Raw genomic sequence first — 16,802 nt, forward strand, 5'->3', positions numbered from 1 at the left:
TGGATGGCCGCCATATCAACGGATGGGGAGAGCTTTTTCAGCCGGTGTTCCTTGAAGCCGTCGGAGAGCACCCGGGGGCGGAGCTCCGGCGCGCGGGGCGCGCTGGTCAGTGCAGGCCGGCGCGCTCGCCGCCGACGGCACCATCGCTAGGCGACGCGGCGAACGATGAGGATCGTGCCGTGCGTGGCGACCTTGGCCACCTCCACCACCCGGCCTGGACGCGGGGCCTGTACGAGCAGTCCGTCACCCAGCGCCATCGCGACGTGTTCGGGCCGGGACGCCGAGCCTTCGGTGAAGATCAGGTCGCCGGGCTGCAGGGCGGTCGCGTTCGCGGGTACGGCACGCCCGTCGTGGATCTGGGTGTAGGTGGTGCGGGAGATCTCGATGCCGGCGACGCCGTAGGCGCGCTGCATCAGGGAGGAGCAGTCGCACCGCCCACTGGGGTCGTCGCCGTGTGGGTTGGTGCAGCTGCCGCCCCACTGGTAGGGGGTGCCGAGCTGCTGCAGCGCCCACTGGATCGCGGTGCGGACGGCAGGCTTGGTGTTGGCGGGAATCTGGTAGCCGTCGGGCAGCTTGCCCGCCATGATCGCCCCGTACTGGGTGCCGTCGGTCTGTGCGCAGTTCAGCCCGTACGGGTTCGCGACTGCCCCTGTAGGGCTGTCCACGGAGGCGCCGAGCGAGGGGGCGATCGCCTGCTGCAGGGCGGTCGCGAGGGGCTCGTGCTTGGCGTATGCGTCGGGCATGCCGCTCTTCTGTACCTTCTGCGCGGCGACCGTGACCGGCATCTCTTGCCAGTCCTTCAGCGACTTGAGCGCGTTGTAGAACTTCTTGCTCGCGTAGACCGGATCCATGATCTGGTCGCGGGTGCCCCAGCCCTGGGAGGGTCGCTGCTGGAACAGCCCGATGCTGTCGCGGTCGCCGTGGTCGAGGTTGCGCAGCCCGGACTCCTGCAGGGCCGTGGCGAGCGCGATGACCTGCCCGCGGGCCGGAATGCCCAGCTGGATCCCGGTCGCCACGATCGTCTTCGCGTTGGGGAGCTGCTCCTTGGGATCGGGCAGCCCGGACATCTGGACGTTGGTGCTGCCGGAGACGACGGCGTTGACCTGCTGGGCGAGGTGCGCCGTGTCTGCGTCCAGGCCGGCGCCGCCCGCGCTCTGGCAACGCACCTTGGCCGCCGCGGCCGCCGCCGCGGCTTCCGCGACGCCGGAGACGTGGGCGGCGACCGCCCCCATGAACACCACACCAGCCAGGACCAGGCCGGTACCGCCGGCCAGCCACTTCTTGCGCCGGTCACCCATCCCCCGGCCCTTCCGATGCGCGGCGCCGCAGCTCGGCCTCCTCCCGCTCGGACAGCCACGCTTCGTACTCGTCGCGCGAAGCACGGTTGGGCTGCAGGCTGCGGCGGGGTGCGGGCGGAGGTGTGCGAGGGGTGGGAGGCGTGCGGCGGATGCCGCGGTCCAGTCGGCGGCGCAGTTGCTGCTGGCCTGCGGAGGCGGCCGGCTGGGTGGGGGGCTGGTGCCTCGGCCGCTGCCGACCCACCGTGCTGCCCGGGCGGGCGCCGGCGGGTCGGGCGGACTGGCTGCCGGGCCGGTGCGTGGGACGCGGTGGCAGGCCAGGGCGGGGTGCCCGGGTGGGCCGGGGCGTGGACAGGGGACGCGGTGGCGCGCTGGCCGGCCGCGATGGCACGGCCGGGGTCCCCGGAGACGAGGGCGTGGGGACGGGCGGGGGCGTCGGTGCGGGCACGTGTTGCGTAGGACCGCGGCGGCCGGTGGGCCGGGCCGGGCGGGGGCGGTTGCCGCGGCGGCCGCCGCGGCTGAGGCGGGACATCAGCGCGGTCGCGCCGATGGACTGGGGCATCGCGTAGCCGATTGCCGCGAGCGGGTTGCCGGTGGCGAGGGCGGTGGTCGTCAGGGCGCCGCGGACCAGGAAGCGGGCTGTCTTGCGGCCCAGGTGCGGTGACTTTGAGATCGGGGTGGCTGCGGGGGTGAAGATGGATCCGTGGGTGCCGCCGATGCGGCTGCCGGACATTTTGGCCTTGAGGTTGTTTGCGATCTGCTGTGTACGGGCCCGGAGCTGTTTGCGTTTCCTGACGGCGGCGATGCATACGACGTCGACAGCGAGGAACCGCAGGGTCAGCTCGCGGCCCCAGTCGGTCTGTACGGGGTCGAGGACGGTCTGGATGATGAGGATGAATACCGCGAGCGAGGTGACCGCGATGAGCATCTCGGCCAGGGAGCGCCATACGGAGGCGGCCCAGTCCCACAGGAAGGCGCGGCCGATGCCGGGGATGGTGCCGGCGAGGAGGGCGGGTTCGCCGCGGATGGCGTCCCAGGCGATGCGGCACTGGGCGGTGAGGAAGCTGCCGGCGAGGCCGATGATGAGGACGGTCACGATGGCCGCGGCGATGAGGAGGAAGAGGCTCCCGCCGAGCTTGTCGAGGCTGGCCTTCTTTGCGGCGTTGACGTCGCCCTTGACGCACTTGTCCTCGAAGGACTCCATCGGCACGCCGCCGTAGTGGTTGATGACCCACTTCATGGCGAACTGCTCTTGCCAGCTGAGCCCGCTGGTGAGGACGTCGCCGGGGGTGAAGTCCACCAGGCCGTTGATGCGGGTGGCCTGTTTGGTGATCTTGTCGATCTGCCGGTCGTAGGCGAGCTGGGCCAGTCGGGTCTGGGTGTAGTTGGTGGCGCATTCGCCTTCGAAGACCTGGCCGTACTGCAGCAGCATGGCCGGGCGCACGATGAAGGCGTCGGTCAGTGCGTCGGTCATCGGCCGCGACAGGGTGAACGACGTGGCGGGGGTGGTGACCTTGTTGTTGGCCCATGGGGTGGACGGGTCGGCGTCGAGGATGACATCGGCGACTTCGAGGGCGAATCCGCGGGTGACGGCGATCGCTCCGTTGTCGTCGCCGAGCAGGGTCTGTGGGGTCGAGGACAGCAGTGTGGTGGTGAGCGCGGCCAGGATGATGGACAGCGCGGCGTCTCCCCAGCCTTTGGCTCGGTCCCCGAAGAAGATGCGTCCGGTGCAGATCAGGGCGCACACCGCGAGGAACAGGCTGGGCAGTCCCATCTCCATGATCACGCGGCTGTGCAGGGAGTTGGAGATGGCCAGGGCCGGGGTGAGCAGCAGCTTGGCCAGTCCGAAGCTGAGGGACCAGAGGATGAGCCAGCAGCAGAAGGCGATCAGCCACTTGGTGACCATGTAGCAGCCCTCGGTCATGAAGTTCATCAGGCCGAGGTCCCAGCGCATGAAGCTGCCGGTGTCCGACTTCACCGAGTAGACGCTGATCGGCAGGTTGTTGGCGTCGGTGACGTTGAAGACGCCGAGGATGCCGCCCTCGTCGGGCAGCTGCTTGCGCACATCGTCCGCCTGGGCCTCGAGCAGCGCGGCCTGCGCGGACTTGGACAGCTTCTCCTGCGTCTCGGCAAGGAACTTCTGGATCTGCTCCAGCTCTTGCGGGGTGGGCGTGTCCTGCCCGGTGGTGCCCGCGGCCGGTGTGCTGGTGGTGGCGCTCGGCGTCGGCGACGGGGCGGCGTGCGCGGGCAGGGAGGTGAGCATGGTCAGCGTGGTCGCGGCGAGCGCGGCGAACAGCACGGCTATGCGCAGCCGGGCTCCGCCCAGTGTGTGCAGGCGCAGCCGCCAGAGCCGGAGCGCGTTCATGCCGCGGTCCGGTAGTCGCCGGGTGTGGTGTGGATGGCGCGCATGACGGCCGCGTCGAACGGGATGAGGACCTTCATCAGCCCGACGCGGCCGGCCAGGTCGCGGTAGAGGCACTCGCCGGCGCGGGCCAGGCGCTCCTCTTCGGGCAGGTCGATCGGGGACAGGCCGGAGGTGACCAGGTCGAGCAGGTCGGGGTCGGTGGAGTCGACGCCGAGGAAGTCCAGGCCGCGTACGGCCAGGGCGCGGGTGGTCTGCCGGAACATCAGCCGGTGCGGGATCAGGCCCCGGATGATCTGCCCCTTCTCGGAGCCGGCGGGCCCGATGTCGTCCGGGTCGTGGGAGCCGACGTAGGCGGCCGCGTTGTGCTTGCGGCCGTCGCGCATCAGCTCCAGCAGCAGCTCCAGGCCTTCGTCCGAGCTCGTGAGCCACCAGCACTCGTCGAACACCGCGACCGCGAACTCCTGCTTGGAGGCCATGGCCGTCTCGCGGGCGACGGCGGCGATCAGATACATGAGCGCCCGGCCCAGGACCTTTTCGAACTCGAGGCGCTCAATGCGGTGTTCGGAGGCCAGCTCGCTCTTCTTCGGCAGCTGCAGGCTGTTCACGCTGAACACGACCGCGTCGGCGCGGTGAGTGTCGACCACGGGCAGGGCGTCGTCAAAGACGACTGCGGCGAGGTCCTTGCGCGCGACCGCTTTGAGCTTGCGGGCCAAGGTGCGGGCCGCCACGTCGTCCGTGCCGCGGTCGACGAGCTCGTCGACGAGGACCCGCATCGACGGGTTCGGCCTCTCCAGGACGGCTTCCACCGCCTCGGACAGGGCCACGCCCTCGAGGTCCATCGGTTTGACCCCGAGCAGCAGGGTCAGGAACGACTCGCAGAACCGGGCTGCGATCTTCGGGCTGTCGGTGACGAACAGCCTCAGCGGATCCAGGCTCACCTCGGCCTGCTGGTCGATGCGGATGACCTGGGTGGTGCCCGGGCACGCCTTCGCGAACCGGGCCCACTCCTCTTCCTTGGTGCGGTCCACGATGACGGCGCGGCCGCGGGAGTCCGGCCGGCCCGGCTGGTGGCCGCGCGCGAGCACGTTGTAGACGGCCGCCTTCATCGCCACGCTCTTGCCTGCGCCGAGCTCGCCGATGAACGCCATGCATGCGGAACTGTTCTCGCGGGGTCCGCGGGAGGGGTCGACGAGCACCGGGCGGGCGCCACCGGAGGCGAGCTGCAGTCCGAACAGGCCGCCGCGGTCATCGCCGAGCGCGCTGCCGCACCAGGGCATGGCCAGCGCGAAGTCATGGGCAAGGAGGGTCTGCGCGTACCCGGTCATCACCCGCGGGGTGCGGCAGCCGGGCAGCATGGCCTGCCACAGGCTGGTCTGCTCCCCCACCGGGCGGGAGAACGTGTAGTCGGTCGAACCGAAGTCGTGGGCGAGCGCGGCCGCCCGGTCCTGCACGTCGTCCGGGCTGGAGCCCCACACGGCGAGCGTGACCATGGCCTGGATCTCGACCTCCTGCGCGGAGGAGGTCACCCGGTCGCGGAACTCCTGGTTGTCGGCCTCGTTCTTGGCGATCGAGGCGGGCGGGCCGGCCGGATCACCCTCGTACTCGGCGGCCTGCGAGCGCAGGTGCCGTGCGCGACGGCGGCTCTTGGCCTCCGCTTTCGTGCCGGGAGTGATGACCAGGCGGGCCGCCCAGTCCACCGGATAGGCGAGGTCGTCGAGTTGCTGCAGGTAGGCCGCGCCCGGCAGCGCGAACGCCTCCGGCATCTCCGACAGGGCGAGCAGACCCTGGTAGGAGTCGCCCCACTCGCTGCTGATCTGCAAGAAGCGCTGTTGGAATGGGTTGCCGGGCACACTGCGCCGCTCGGCGAAGTCGGTGCCGCCCTCGGCGAGCAGGATCTCGCCCAGGGCGGCGACCGTACGGCCGCGGCCGCGTACCCCCGGCTCGGTGCCGTCCGGGAGGAACGGCTCGGCCAGGCCTCGGCGTGCGCTGTGCCCGTAGATCCACAGGATTTCCGCCTCGGTCGCGGGGCGCATGGCGACCCCGGTGGGCCAGCGGGCCTGCATCCGTTCGGCCTGCGCGGTGCGCTCGTCGACCTCCTCGACGCTGATCGGGGCAGGCATCAGGCCGAGGGCCAGGGCGACTTCGGCCTTGGCCGCGCGGAACGCGGAGGCGAGCATCTCCTTGCCGGAGGACGCCGGCAGCGGCACCGCCAGCCAGTCGGTGCGGCCGGTCAGCTCCATCGCCTCGAGCTGGTCGAGCACGGCGTGCCCGAGCTGCTCGTAGCGCGGGCTGCGCGCCAGGTCGACGTCGGCGACCATCGCGCGGACGACGACGATCGGGTCGACCTGCGGGCACAGCGAGAGCAGCATCGGCTCCTCGGTCAGCGACTTGAACAGCGACTCGAGGGCCTTGAGACGGCGCTTCTTCGCGGTCTGGGGGGCGTGCGAGTAGTTGGCGGCCGCCACCCGCCACACCGCCCACACGGTGCCGTGCGTGGTGAAGATCAAGTTTCCGGCGATGTGGCGGATGGGCAGACGCATCAGTTCTCCAGGTCAGTGGGGGCCGAGGTGCGGCGGGCGAGCAGGGCCTGCACACCGGACGCCATCGGCGCCGTGGCAGGCGTGGGCGTCGGCGTCTCGCGTGTGGCCGCGGCCGGTTGAGCCCGCCGTCGCGCGGGAGGCGACGCAACAACTGCGGGCGCGGGGTCAGGGCCGTCGTCGGGGCCGGGCGTGGCGAGCGTTATGCGTGGGGCGTCCCGCTGGGAGCGGGCGGGCCGCAGAGGCCGGCCGTGGACGCGGCCCCAGCGCGGGCTGGCGAGCATCAGCGCGACGCTGGCGGCGGCCGCGGCCGGGTTGCGGCCGTCGATGTGGAGGTGCCGCATCGCGAAGGCCGCGCCGAACGGCACGGCGACGAGGACGACGACGTCGGCCAGCCCATGGCCGCCCCACAGCGGGCGGGACAGAATCAGCAACCCGACCGAGACGACGATCGCGGCGAGCTGGGTGAGGGTGTACGGGCCGAACGGGAGGCGGATGTTGGGGCCGCCGTTGACGCTGCGGATCACTCCGTGGACCAGCGGGGCGCGCCGGGCCTTGGTGTAGCAGCGGCCGATCACCTCGTCGTCCAGGTCCCCGGCTGCGGTGGTCACTGGTCACCCGGGATGACGGTGAACCCGCCGCCGCCGTTGTACTGCTTGATGGTGTCCTTGGTGCTGTCCCCAATAGCGCCGAGGCTCAGCGACAGGCCCAGCACGATCCCGGCGAAGATCACTGCCATCAGCGTCGGGCCCGGGGCCCTCGTCTTGAAGCCGACGACGAGGATGAAAACGCCGCACAGCAACGGGATTAGGACGGTGAAGATCAGGGTCTTCATGTCGGTGCCGAGTCCGGTGCCGATGGTGATCCAGTCGGCGGCGGACGTGACGGGCGAACTCTGCATGATCGGGTCTCCTTCGTTCAGGAAGCGGGCGTGGGGGCAGGACTCACGGCCGGTGTGTTCACGGGAAGCGCGGTGGACGGGGCACCGTCGAGTGCGGTGATCTCCCAGCGCCCGCCGCGGGCCTTAAGGGTCAGCGCGTAGGCGAGCGGGACGCGGACCTTGTCGCGGCCGGTGGCGCGGAGCGTGACCACGAGGCGTGTCCGGGTGCCGTCCGCCGGCACGGTAGTGATCGGCTCGGAGCCCTGGTCGCCTTCGATGGCCATTTGGTCGACGGCGATGCCGGAGTAGGGCGCGGGCCGGATCGGGGTGAGGTGCGTGCCGGGGGCGAGGTAGCGGTCCAGCTCCCCCGAACCGGCGAGGTAGGCGTCGAGGAACGCGGTGACGGCCTGGGTGCGCGGGTCGGCCGGCACGGCGGGCTGCGCCGGCCCGTAAATCAGCTCGGGCATTTTGATCCGGGCGGGGGCGGTGACTTCGGCCGGCATCGACAGGGCCACGTAGCCGCTCGCGCCGCCGCTTGCCGCACCGACAGCGACGGGCACCTGGAAGTAGTGGAGGGCGGCCGTGTCGTGCGCGGTGGTCTGGCCGTCGGCTGCGGTTGTCTTCGTCGCGGCCGGCGTGCTGTCGGAGACGATGCGGGCGGCGATCGTCACGGCCCACACGTCGGGGTCGGTCTGGCGCAGCCGCACCACGGTGAGCTGTTCGCCGTGGCGCCGACCAGAGTCGCCCTCCAGCCGCACCTCGCCCGCGGCGGGGTAGTACGCGGCGAGCTTGTCCTGGTCGCCGTCCCCCGCCCGCAGGAAGTCCGCGACGAACAGGGTGGCGAAGCCGGCTGCTCCCTGAGAGCCGGTTCCGGTTGGCGCACTCGCCGTCACGGCCGGCGTGGTTCTGTCCGAGGTGGAGACCCTGGCGAAGGCGGCGGCGCCGAGGACCGGTCCGAGGACCAGCAGGCCCCAGGCGGCCCACCGCACTACCGCGCTGGTGTTGGCGCGGGCGCCGATCGACCAGCCGCCGACGTACTCCGCTCCCCCGTCGCTGTCCCAGTCCTCCTGCACCGCGTCCGCGGGCGCGGGGTCCGTGGTCTTGGCGGGGCGGCGGCTGAGCGGCGGCTTCATGCCACACCCCCGGACGACAGCAGGCTGTGGCCGGCGAGTTCGGCGATCCGGGCCCGCAGCTCGGGTTCGGACCGCTGCTGCAGCACCTTCAGCGAGGCCAGTACGCGGGGTGCGTCGTCGGTGAGGAAGGCACGGAGCTGGTCGTGGGTGGTCGTGTCGAAGGGGGTGTGGACCAGGGCGGCACCCAAGCCGATCAGCAGCCGCTGGGCGCGGGTTACGCGCTCTTCGTCGTCATCCAGCCGAGCCTTGATGAGGGCGGGCATGCAGTTCTCCGTTTCTGTCGGATGCGGGGTCGGTGTCACGGGCGGTCAGGCCGCGGGGCTCAGCCGGGATTTGAGCCGGTCGACCGCACGGCTGCGGCGGCGGCGCCAGGCGGCAGCCGAGGTGCCCGCGCGTTGTGCGGCGTGGGCGTCGGAGACCGGGGCGGCGGTGTAGTGCCAGGCGATGGCCTGGCCGTCGGCCCGGCTGATCGAGCCGTGCTCCATCGCGTCCAGGACCAGTTCGAGGAGTTCCAGGCGGGCGCTGCTTGCCTCCGCCCCGTCGGCATCCGCGTATGGCTCGAGGCCGGCTTGGAACGCGGCCGCGCGGATGGCGGCGTGGTGCGCGTGCTCGGCCGGGCCCGCGACGGGGGCGACCATTTCTTCGGCGGCGGACAGGTCCTCGCCGCCCTGCTCGGAGTCGGCGGCGAGCTCGCGGCAGACGCGGTTGAGCGCATCCAGGGCGAGGTTGGCGGCGGGCCGGCCGGGCCGGGTGTGGATGCGTCCGGAGCGGGCGACCTCGAAGAGCGCGGCGATAACCATGTGGCCGACGTCGTCCCAGCAGCGGCCGCCGAAGCCTCGGATCTGGCCGCGGGTCATACGCACCGCGGCAGGGATCATCGCTTGCACGATGATGCGCGCGGCGAGCGCGGCCGATCGGTCATGACCGATCGCGCGGACCAGGAGGCTGCGCAGCACGGCGTCGGTCAGCGTGTCGGAGAGCACGCCGCGGCCGGGGCGCAGGGTGGCAAGGAGTTGCTCGGGGCCGAGCGTGCGCACCCAGGAATCGGTCACGGCGGCGACGTCAGCGACGAGGTGATCGGTCATCAGCCAGTCGGTCACCACGGCCCGGACAGAGGAGTCCGCGCACAGCTCCGCCCACTCCGCATCCAGGCGGTCGAAGATCCCGCCAGTGGTCGGGGCGGGGTGCAACAGGTTGAGCACGGCACAGCTCCTTTCAGATCTCGTGCCGTGAACTCTCCTGAGCGATGCGTGCCCGAAGGCTTGCCCAAACCCCGGAAAGACCAGGTGGCAGGCTTGCCCATTTCAGATCGGGACGGGCATGCCGCCGGTGGGCAAGCCGCCGGATTGCCTGGGTAAGCCGCGGTGACCGGGCTGTGCAACCTGGGCAAGCCCGTCTCTCAGGCGGGGCAAGCCGGTGGACTGGCCGAGATCCGTGACCGGACGGCCGCCTGGGGGCAGTCCTGGTACGGGCCCCGCGATGAGGGTGGTCATGACCGATTCGGAAGCCGCGGTTGATAGCCGATCAGGGGCGGGCAAGCCACGCTCACGGCAGGATCGGGGGCGTCGCGCACGTGGAATCAAGGCTGGTGGGTCGCTCTTGGAAGCGTGACCGATCCACTCAGATCGGTCATGACCGATGACCGGTCGAAGGGCCATCGGTCATCGGTCACGGGATCCGGATCGGTCATGACCGACACGCACGAAGCCGAGCAGTGACGCGACGCTCCCCCGGCGAATCGATCACGGTCCACGTGTCCGTGACCGGTCATCGGCGACGCGGCAGCCAAGGCCAGCGGCTCCTGAGCGTGACGCTATGGGCCTGCCCATGAATGTGGTTGGGCCCGGACTCTGCAGTCCAGGCCCAACCACATTCCGACGTTTCCAGCAGATACGCAGACCTCGCAAGCGAGACCGGCGAGGGGTCAGCTCAGAGGGCTGTTGCGTACCGAGCGAAGGTGACCTCGGCCCCTCTCGCGCTTCAGGTCCTCGAACCGAATCCGAGCCTTGCGCATGTCCCGCTGCCCAGTGCTGGGCGAGACGTCGTTGCGGCGGGACGCCTCAGCTCCGGACAGCTTCGTGCCGGTCTCCTCGGCTTCGACGAGCCACTGGACGATCCGCTCGATGCGTTGCTCCTCGGTCAGCTCACCAACGGGCGTGTCGGTCTGCTGCTCTGGAACGCGGGCGGTCGCCTCGCCCGTGCCTATCACCATGGCCTCCCTCGTCAACGCCTCGCCACCACCGCGGTTCGTGACCGATCCGGTAGGCGCCTCCACCACAACCTGCTGAGGCACCCTGCGCGCTGCCACCGACGCGTCGGGTGCGGACCCGCTGGGCGCCGGCACCGGCTCGGCCACGGGCAAGGCCTGCGAGGCGGAGATCTGCGTCGAGGACGGAACACCGAAGAAGCCGTGCGTGCCGGTCGCGGCGACTTGACCGGTCGGATCGGTCATCAGACCGCGGCCGTTGTACTCCGCGACCGAAGGATCGGTCATCCGCTCCCCCAAACTGTCGGCCTGTTGCCGCAGCTCCTGCAGTACCGGAAGGAGTTGAGCCTCCGCGATAGGCCCGCCTGTGGCCAGGTCGAAGATTCCGCGGGCTTCGGCAAGGTAGCGTCCGAACTGGCGAGCGTTGGGATACTCACCGAACTGCTCCAGGTACGCGACGTGCGCGTCGGCGAACCCGGAGAAGTGCATCGCGGAATAGTCAATCGAGGCGAACTGCTTGCCCTGCACAGCAGCATCGGCATCGATGTCCGAAGGCGGAGCCGGGGCGGCCTCGGCATCCTCCTGATGGCCTGCCGCCTCGTTGCTCGACTCCCCCGGGTCCAGGGCTCGCTGGTGCTCCGTACTCTCCGGCGCGAGCGCCACCGGAACTTCGTCGACCTCCGGGGCCGAGAGAACTGGCATGGGCTCGTCGATACCGGCGGCGAGAAGTCCGGCAGGTGCCGTCTTGGCAAGGGGGACGCCGTAGCGGGCCAGGCGCAGCGGCATCATGGACTCCACCGGCGCCTTGCGGCGCCAGGCGCGCCCGAAGCGGGAGTGGAGGCGGGCCTGGTAGACGAGGCGGTCCTGCTCCAGCTTGATGACCTGCTCGTAGGAGCGCAGCTCCCACAGCTTCATCCGGCGCCAGAGGAGGAAGGTCGGGATGGGCGAGAGCAGCCAGCGGGTGAGGCGGACGCCCTCCATGTGCTTGTCGGCGGTGATGTCCGCGATCCGGCCGATCGCGTGCCGGGCCGCCTCGACACAGACCACGAACAGGACCGGGATGACGGCGTGCATGCCGACGCCCAGCGGGTCCGGCCAGGCCGCCGCGCCGTTGAAGGCGATCGTCGCGACCGTCAGCAGCCACGCCGTCTGGCGCAGCAGCGGGAAGGGGATGCGGATCCAGGTCAGCAGGAGATCCAGGGCGAGCAGGACGCAGATGCCCGCGTCGATGCCTATCGGGAAGACGTACGCGAAGTTCCCGAAGCCCTTCTTGAGAGCCAGCTCGCGCACAGCCGCGTAGGAACCCGCGAAGCCGATACCCGCGATGACGAGCGCACCGGCGACGACCACACCAACCAAGGACCGCTGCACGCGTGTTAACCGATGGTGCTCCCCCACCGTCCCCCGCCTCCAAGACTCCGCCCTGCCGCCGAGCCCGTTCCCAGCCGCACATCACGCAAAATGGCCCCATCCCCCACGAGCGTTCCTCTAAACCCGTATTCCCCGGTGACACGCACTGCTCTCCCACATCAACTGTTGCACCAAACCTTGCCTCGCACCGGGGCGCCGGCGCCCGACAAGGGATCAGCAGGTCTCCGGGAGCCCACGCGGCCGCCAGGCGGCACGGGCATCTCGGGGCAGCATGAAATACAAGGGAGGCAGAGTCGTCAGCCGAGCGGCCACCGTGGCGAAGGACTCCCCCTCGTACATCTGATTGTCGCAACGGATCACGATCAACTCCGCAGTCGGGATCCAGACCTGCGCAGGCTCAGGATCGAGCCCAGCAAGTTTGGATGGCGTCCCGACAGGTGGTGCAGGGATCAAGGCGCCGGAACCCGCATGTCGGGGACGGTGGCTCCGCCCGATCCGACGTTCAAGCCGCCTCAGCGGGCCGCTTCTCGGGCCATCACCTCTCCGGAGATCGTCATGGGCCTGGTACCGGAACGCGTGGCGCTTGAACCGCCACACCACGTCGTGGGACACGACGGTCGTTTGCTGCCCATGCCGCGCCACATACCGCACGCACCCTGCAAACCCTGCTGGGATAGGCCCCTTTCCCCTCTTCGTGTGACCCGGCCCCTGCCGCAGCCCGGCCGTCAAACACACCTGAAACGATCAGCGCTCACCAAACGGGAGGGGACACCGTGCTCACCAAACTCAGGGCAGGGCTGGCGGCGTTCGTTGTCGCCGGGGCTCTGCTGGCGCCCGTAGCCGCGGCTACGCCGGCGGCGGCCGCGTCGTGCGCGCACCATACGACGGGCTCGTGCCGGGCGGGCAGTGCGCATCCGCGTGGTGCGATGGCGAAGTGCAAGGACGCCAGCTACTCGTACTCGGCGCACTTTCAGGGGACGTGTTCGCATCACCGTGGGGTGAAGTACTGGTACCGGTGATCTGGTAACGGCATGACGTCGGCCCGCCTCAGGGAAGTTGAGGCGGGCCTTTTGCTGTCCGGTTTTTGGCGTAGCGGGCTGATCGGCGGCCCGTTGTCGCGTCCGGCGATGTTGCGTTGTCACGGCGTGGAACCTGGAGACGAGGAACTGTCGGCGCTGCTGGACGAGGGCGGCGAGTTGCTGCCGCTGCTGACGCTCGGAGAAGCTCGCGCTCTGCTGTACGTCGCGCACCTGCTGGGGCTGGGAGATGCCGCCGCGGCGGAAGCTGCTCGGTAGATGGAGACGCGCCTAACCCCCGCTTGACCGTGGTGACCAGGCAGTCAGTGACGATCGCTTGCTGGGCGGCAGCGAGACTGACCTTGCCGGCGCAGACCGCGGTGTGCCGTTTCGTCTCCACCGGGTCCTTCTTGTTGTTGAGCCCGCTGCGCCTGCGCAAGTCGATCAAGCCCAACAACCGTCCGGTTACAAACTGTTGCCGCCCAAGCACCCGCGATAGCCTGCACTGTGCCCTGTGCTACACAAACGGCACAGGTGAGTGGCACAAGGGGGATCGTGGAGCGGCGGGACGTGCGAGGGCACTACGAGGAGTTGGCGGCTGAGTACGATGAGCACTGGGTCTACGGCCCGGACTACGTTCCCTGGATGTCCGGCCGGATCGCCCAGGCTTTGCAGCTGGGCCGCATGGACCGGATCGCCGACGTCGGCTCTGGGACAGGTCTGTTCGCCAGGGAAGTGGCCAAGCAGCTCCGGCCCCGTCATCCCATTCTGTGCGTGGATCCCTCCGAGGCGATGCTGCGCCAGCTCGGGACGCAGCCTCCGGCCGTCCTGACACCGATCGTTGCTTCCGCCGAGGACATCGCCGAAGGACGCACACCTCTGCCATATGAGCCGCTCGATGCGATGTGGCTGAAAGAGTCGGTGCACCACGTGGCCGATCCGGCGCACACGCTTCGTGGCCTCGCCGACCGGCTGGCGCCCGGAGGCCGGCTGCTGGTGGTGATGCTCCCGGCTAGCATCCAGTACCCGCTGTTCGAGGCGGCCCTCACGCGCTTCGAGGAGCTGCAGCCCGACCCGGCCGTTATCGAGGGACACTTGCGAGCCGCGGGGCTGGAAGCCGGTCTCACCTATGCCGAGCATGAGCTGCGTATCGACCGGGACAAGTACTTCGGCATGGTGCGCGCCCGCTACATGTCCCTGCTCTCCACCTTCAGCGACAGCGAGATCGACAAGGGCATCGAAGAGATGCGAGTCGCTCATCCGGAGCCCGTGTTGAGGTTTCCGGACCGGTTCGCGTTCGTCCTCGGTCGGCGACGGGGGGAGTTCGCGTGAACACCATGGTCGACGAACGGTTGCGGCGCCTGCGGAGTGAACTCGACGACCACTCGCGGATCGCCGATCGGCTGGGGCTTGATCTGGAACGGCCGTTACGGTCCCTCAACGACGGCTATCCCGAGAACGCGGTCGCCCTGGTCGGGAAACTGACCGAGAAGCTACTCAAGGAGCTGTGGCGCCACCACGGAATCGAGGGCGACCCTTCGACGAAGGCCCTCAACGACCTGGTCAAGCGCTGCCGCCCGTATATCCGCAGCAGCACCGTTGTCGATGCGCTCGAGGACATTCGACGGCTGCGCAACCGGTCGACACACGACGGGTACGACATATGTGACGAGGACGGGCTGCTGGCGGTCCGCAGGCTCGTAGACGTACTGGTCTGGTTCACCGACACCGGGAGTGCGGCCCTTCTCGGCGGCGAGCCCGACATGGCGCCTGAGGTGGCGCGTCGCTGTGAGTTTCTTGCCGGGTTGTACGTCACCCTCGGCTACCGGCAGGCGAAGCGGTTCGTTCTCAGCCCGGACACCGTGTACCAGCTGTTCTGCCGCGAGTCGGGGATGCGGCTGGAGTACGTGGAGCTGATGCTCTCCCGTGATGCTGATGACCTGAGTACCGTGCTTGCCGCCAGCAGTGGAGAGCTGTTACGCACCCGGCTGCCCAAGCTCACCCGGTTCGTTGTCCTGGACGACGACGGCGGTGCGGCGCCGGGCGCGCTCCACCAGATGCTGGGCCTGGACTTCCGGATCGTGCGTTACGACGGTTTCGTCGACACCCTCGTCAATATCGACGCCCACCTCGCCGAGCTCGCCTCCGCTGATACCCCGAAGGAGCCAAGGGCTGCTGTCGCCGCGGCGGCACTGACCACTGACCCACGCACCGGCGAGTCGAAGATGGAGCAGTCCGGCGACGCGGCGGAGTTACTGACGCACCTAGCGCGCGGAAGTGCGAACGTGCTGGTCACCGGTCGTCCGGGGAGCGGCAAGAGCACGCTGCTGCGCTCGCTGGCTGCCAACCCGGAGATCCGGCGCTTTCGCTTCTACTTCGACCTCGGTCTCAAACCGAAGGACGAGCCGTTCTCCGAGTACGCGGCCCGCCTCCTCGCGCCCGCCATGACGTCGGACCGTTCGCGCGCTTACGACCTCTTCCTTTACCTCATCCGTTCCGGGACAGCGCTGTGCGTGCTTGATGCCGTCGACGAGGGCGTCGAGGAACCAAGTCTTGCCGGTTTCCTGCGGCTCTTCACCGATCTCGCAGCCGTCCTGTCCGCCGAATCGGCCGTCGTCATGAGTTCCCGGGTGTCCTTCCTCGCGGACTCGCCGCAGGTACGTCAGCTGCTGGACAGCGGCGCGGGCCGCTCGGAGCAGCTGGTCGAGCAGATGTACGCGAACGGCGTTGACCCGTCACGGGTGCCGCACTTCCACGTCGTACGCCTGGCCGAACCCGAGGCAACCCCGCTTGAGAAGCGCCTCACCACAGCCCTGAACCTTCCTGAGGGAGGGCCGCTCGCAGACATCCTCGGCGTTCACATCACGCGGACGCTGGCCGGGCGTGGGCAGGGCGGTCTGGAACAGCGGCTGCCCGCTGCGTTCGGGCACGCTTTTCTCACCGATCGGTCCGTGTTCTCCCTCCTCGACGTACATCGGCAGTTGGGGGCCGACGCCTTCACGGACGGCCGCCTCGATCTCGACGCCTGTGTCCTCGCTCCGCTGCTGCGGCCCGCCGGCCCCGATCACGTCGCCTTCGTGCACACCGCGTACCAGGAACTACTGGCCGCCAGGTTTCTGGCCGATCCGGCGAACCGGGACCTGGCAGCGGGTCTTCTCGGCGGCGCTTTCCTCACGGAGCAGGTGCGCGCATTCCTCGCCGGAATGCCCGGCAGTCCGGAGAATGACGACTGCGTGCTGCCCGCCGGGGCGTACCTGGTCGGTCCGGCTGAACGGCTACTGATCCGCCGTGTCGAGCGTCCCGTGCGCTTCGATCGCCATGCTGTGACCGTCGCACGCTACCGCTGCTTCCTCGACGCCCTCGACGCGGACGGCAGATCGCAGTGGGACCACCCCGACCAGCCGGCCGACGTCACACACCGCCCCTGGACCGACCGGCTGAGGCAGCCCGACTACTACGAGAATCCGCGCTACGACGCCCACCCGGCGATCTGCGTCAACTGGTGGAGTGCGTACGCCTTCGCCGCGTTCGAAGGCAAGCGCCTGCCGACCTCCCTGGAATGGGAGGCCGCCGCGCGTGGCACCGATGGGCGCCTTTTCCCCTGGGGCGACACAACCGACAGCGTCTGCGTCAACTGCGCCGACACCTGGGTCGGCCGGCCTGTCGTGACGTATCAGGCGTGGTACCGCCACTTCGCCGGCGACGCCGTTCGACGGGCCGGGGCGACACGCATCGACGAACGGCCGGGCAACCGCTCCCCGTTCGGTGTCATCGACATGGTGGGCAACTGCTGGGAATGGACATCCACCAGCCTGGACGACCCCGGCGAGGCCGTCATCTGCGGCGGCAGCTACGACAACCCGATGCGTGCGGTGCAGACCAGCAGCAAAGGCATCTACCGCAAGCGCGGCGGGAGCAACGCGGTCGGCTTCCGCTGCGTGCAGGACATCGACACGTCCGCGATAAAGGAGACGACAGCATGAGCGGCGGCGGGCCGCG

Annotated in this window: 13 protein-coding genes; 4 read left to right on the forward strand and 9 right to left on the reverse strand. The window is 69.7% G+C overall.

What is annotated here, in order from left to right; genetic code table 11:
• Nucleotides 1-146: 146 nt before the first annotated feature.
• The 9 genes from ACZ7M3_RS47775 to ACZ7M3_RS47815 all read right to left on the reverse strand — a co-directional run bounded on the left by ACZ7M3_RS47775 (nt 147) and on the right by ACZ7M3_RS47815 (nt 11,814).
• Complete coding sequence (locus ACZ7M3_RS47775; protein WP_472072374.1) at nt 147-1,298, reverse strand: C40 family peptidase; 1,152 nt, start codon at nt 1,296-1,298, stop codon at nt 147-149.
• Entirely contained in the window at nt 1,291-3,660 is a 2,370-nt protein-coding gene (locus tag ACZ7M3_RS47780) for a hypothetical protein (protein ID WP_472072376.1), read from the reverse strand. Before ACZ7M3_RS47780 ends, ACZ7M3_RS47775 begins: the two co-directional genes overlap by 8 nt.
• Nucleotides 3,657-6,200, reverse strand: coding sequence for an ATP-binding protein (locus ACZ7M3_RS47785; RefSeq protein WP_472072378.1), 2,544 nt, complete (start codon nt 6,198-6,200; stop codon nt 3,657-3,659). Before ACZ7M3_RS47785 ends, ACZ7M3_RS47780 begins: the two co-directional genes overlap by 4 nt.
• On the reverse strand, nt 6,200-6,808 hold the full coding sequence (locus ACZ7M3_RS47790; RefSeq protein ID WP_472072380.1) for a hypothetical protein: 609 nt from the start codon (nt 6,806-6,808) through the stop codon (nt 6,200-6,202). Before ACZ7M3_RS47790 ends, ACZ7M3_RS47785 begins: the two co-directional genes overlap by 1 nt.
• A complete protein-coding gene (locus tag ACZ7M3_RS47795) occupies nt 6,805-7,098 on the reverse strand; it encodes a hypothetical protein (protein ID WP_472072382.1) in 294 nt (97 codons plus the stop codon). Before ACZ7M3_RS47795 ends, ACZ7M3_RS47790 begins: the two co-directional genes overlap by 4 nt.
• A gap of 17 nt (nt 7,099-7,115) precedes the next feature.
• Nucleotides 7,116-8,210, reverse strand: coding sequence for a conjugal transfer protein (locus ACZ7M3_RS47800; RefSeq protein WP_472072384.1), 1,095 nt, complete (start codon nt 8,208-8,210; stop codon nt 7,116-7,118).
• Nucleotides 8,207-8,473: a hypothetical protein gene (locus tag ACZ7M3_RS47805; protein ID WP_472072386.1), complete on the reverse strand. Its 267-nt coding sequence runs from the start codon at nt 8,471-8,473 to the stop codon at nt 8,207-8,209. The genes ACZ7M3_RS47800 and ACZ7M3_RS47805 overlap by 4 nt, the downstream gene beginning before the upstream one ends.
• Nucleotides 8,474-8,518: 45 nt before the next feature.
• Nucleotides 8,519-9,412, reverse strand: a complete 894-nt coding sequence (locus tag ACZ7M3_RS47810) for a hypothetical protein (RefSeq protein WP_472072388.1) — start codon at nt 9,410-9,412, stop codon at nt 8,519-8,521.
• 722 nt (nt 9,413-10,134) lie between these two features.
• Nucleotides 10,135-11,814 (reverse strand): DUF2637 domain-containing protein, encoded by a 1,680-nt coding sequence (locus tag ACZ7M3_RS47815; RefSeq protein ID WP_472072390.1) that lies wholly within the window; start codon nt 11,812-11,814, stop codon nt 10,135-10,137.
• A gap of 746 nt (nt 11,815-12,560) precedes the next feature.
• Here ACZ7M3_RS47815 and ACZ7M3_RS47820 point away from each other — a divergent pair.
• The 4 genes from ACZ7M3_RS47820 to ACZ7M3_RS47835 all read left to right on the forward strand — a co-directional run bounded on the left by ACZ7M3_RS47820 (nt 12,561) and on the right by ACZ7M3_RS47835 (nt 16,786).
• On the forward strand, nt 12,561-12,806 hold the full coding sequence (locus tag ACZ7M3_RS47820) for a DUF3761 domain-containing protein (protein WP_165854251.1): 246 nt from the start codon (nt 12,561-12,563) through the stop codon (nt 12,804-12,806).
• 12 nt (nt 12,807-12,818) lie between these two features.
• Entirely contained in the window at nt 12,819-13,082 is a 264-nt protein-coding gene (locus tag ACZ7M3_RS47825; RefSeq protein WP_472072392.1) for a hypothetical protein, read from the forward strand.
• A 276-nt stretch (nt 13,083-13,358) separates the two neighbouring features.
• Nucleotides 13,359-14,135: a class I SAM-dependent methyltransferase gene (locus ACZ7M3_RS47830; protein WP_472072394.1), complete on the forward strand. Its 777-nt coding sequence runs from the start codon at nt 13,359-13,361 to the stop codon at nt 14,133-14,135.
• A gap of 5 nt (nt 14,136-14,140) precedes the next feature.
• Nucleotides 14,141-16,786: an SUMF1/EgtB/PvdO family nonheme iron enzyme gene (locus tag ACZ7M3_RS47835; RefSeq protein WP_472072460.1), complete on the forward strand. Its 2,646-nt coding sequence runs from the start codon at nt 14,141-14,143 to the stop codon at nt 16,784-16,786.
• The last annotated feature ends 16 nt before the right edge of the window (nt 16,787-16,802 follow it).

The organism is Streptomyces sp. NPDC111656 (assembly GCF_055656965.1).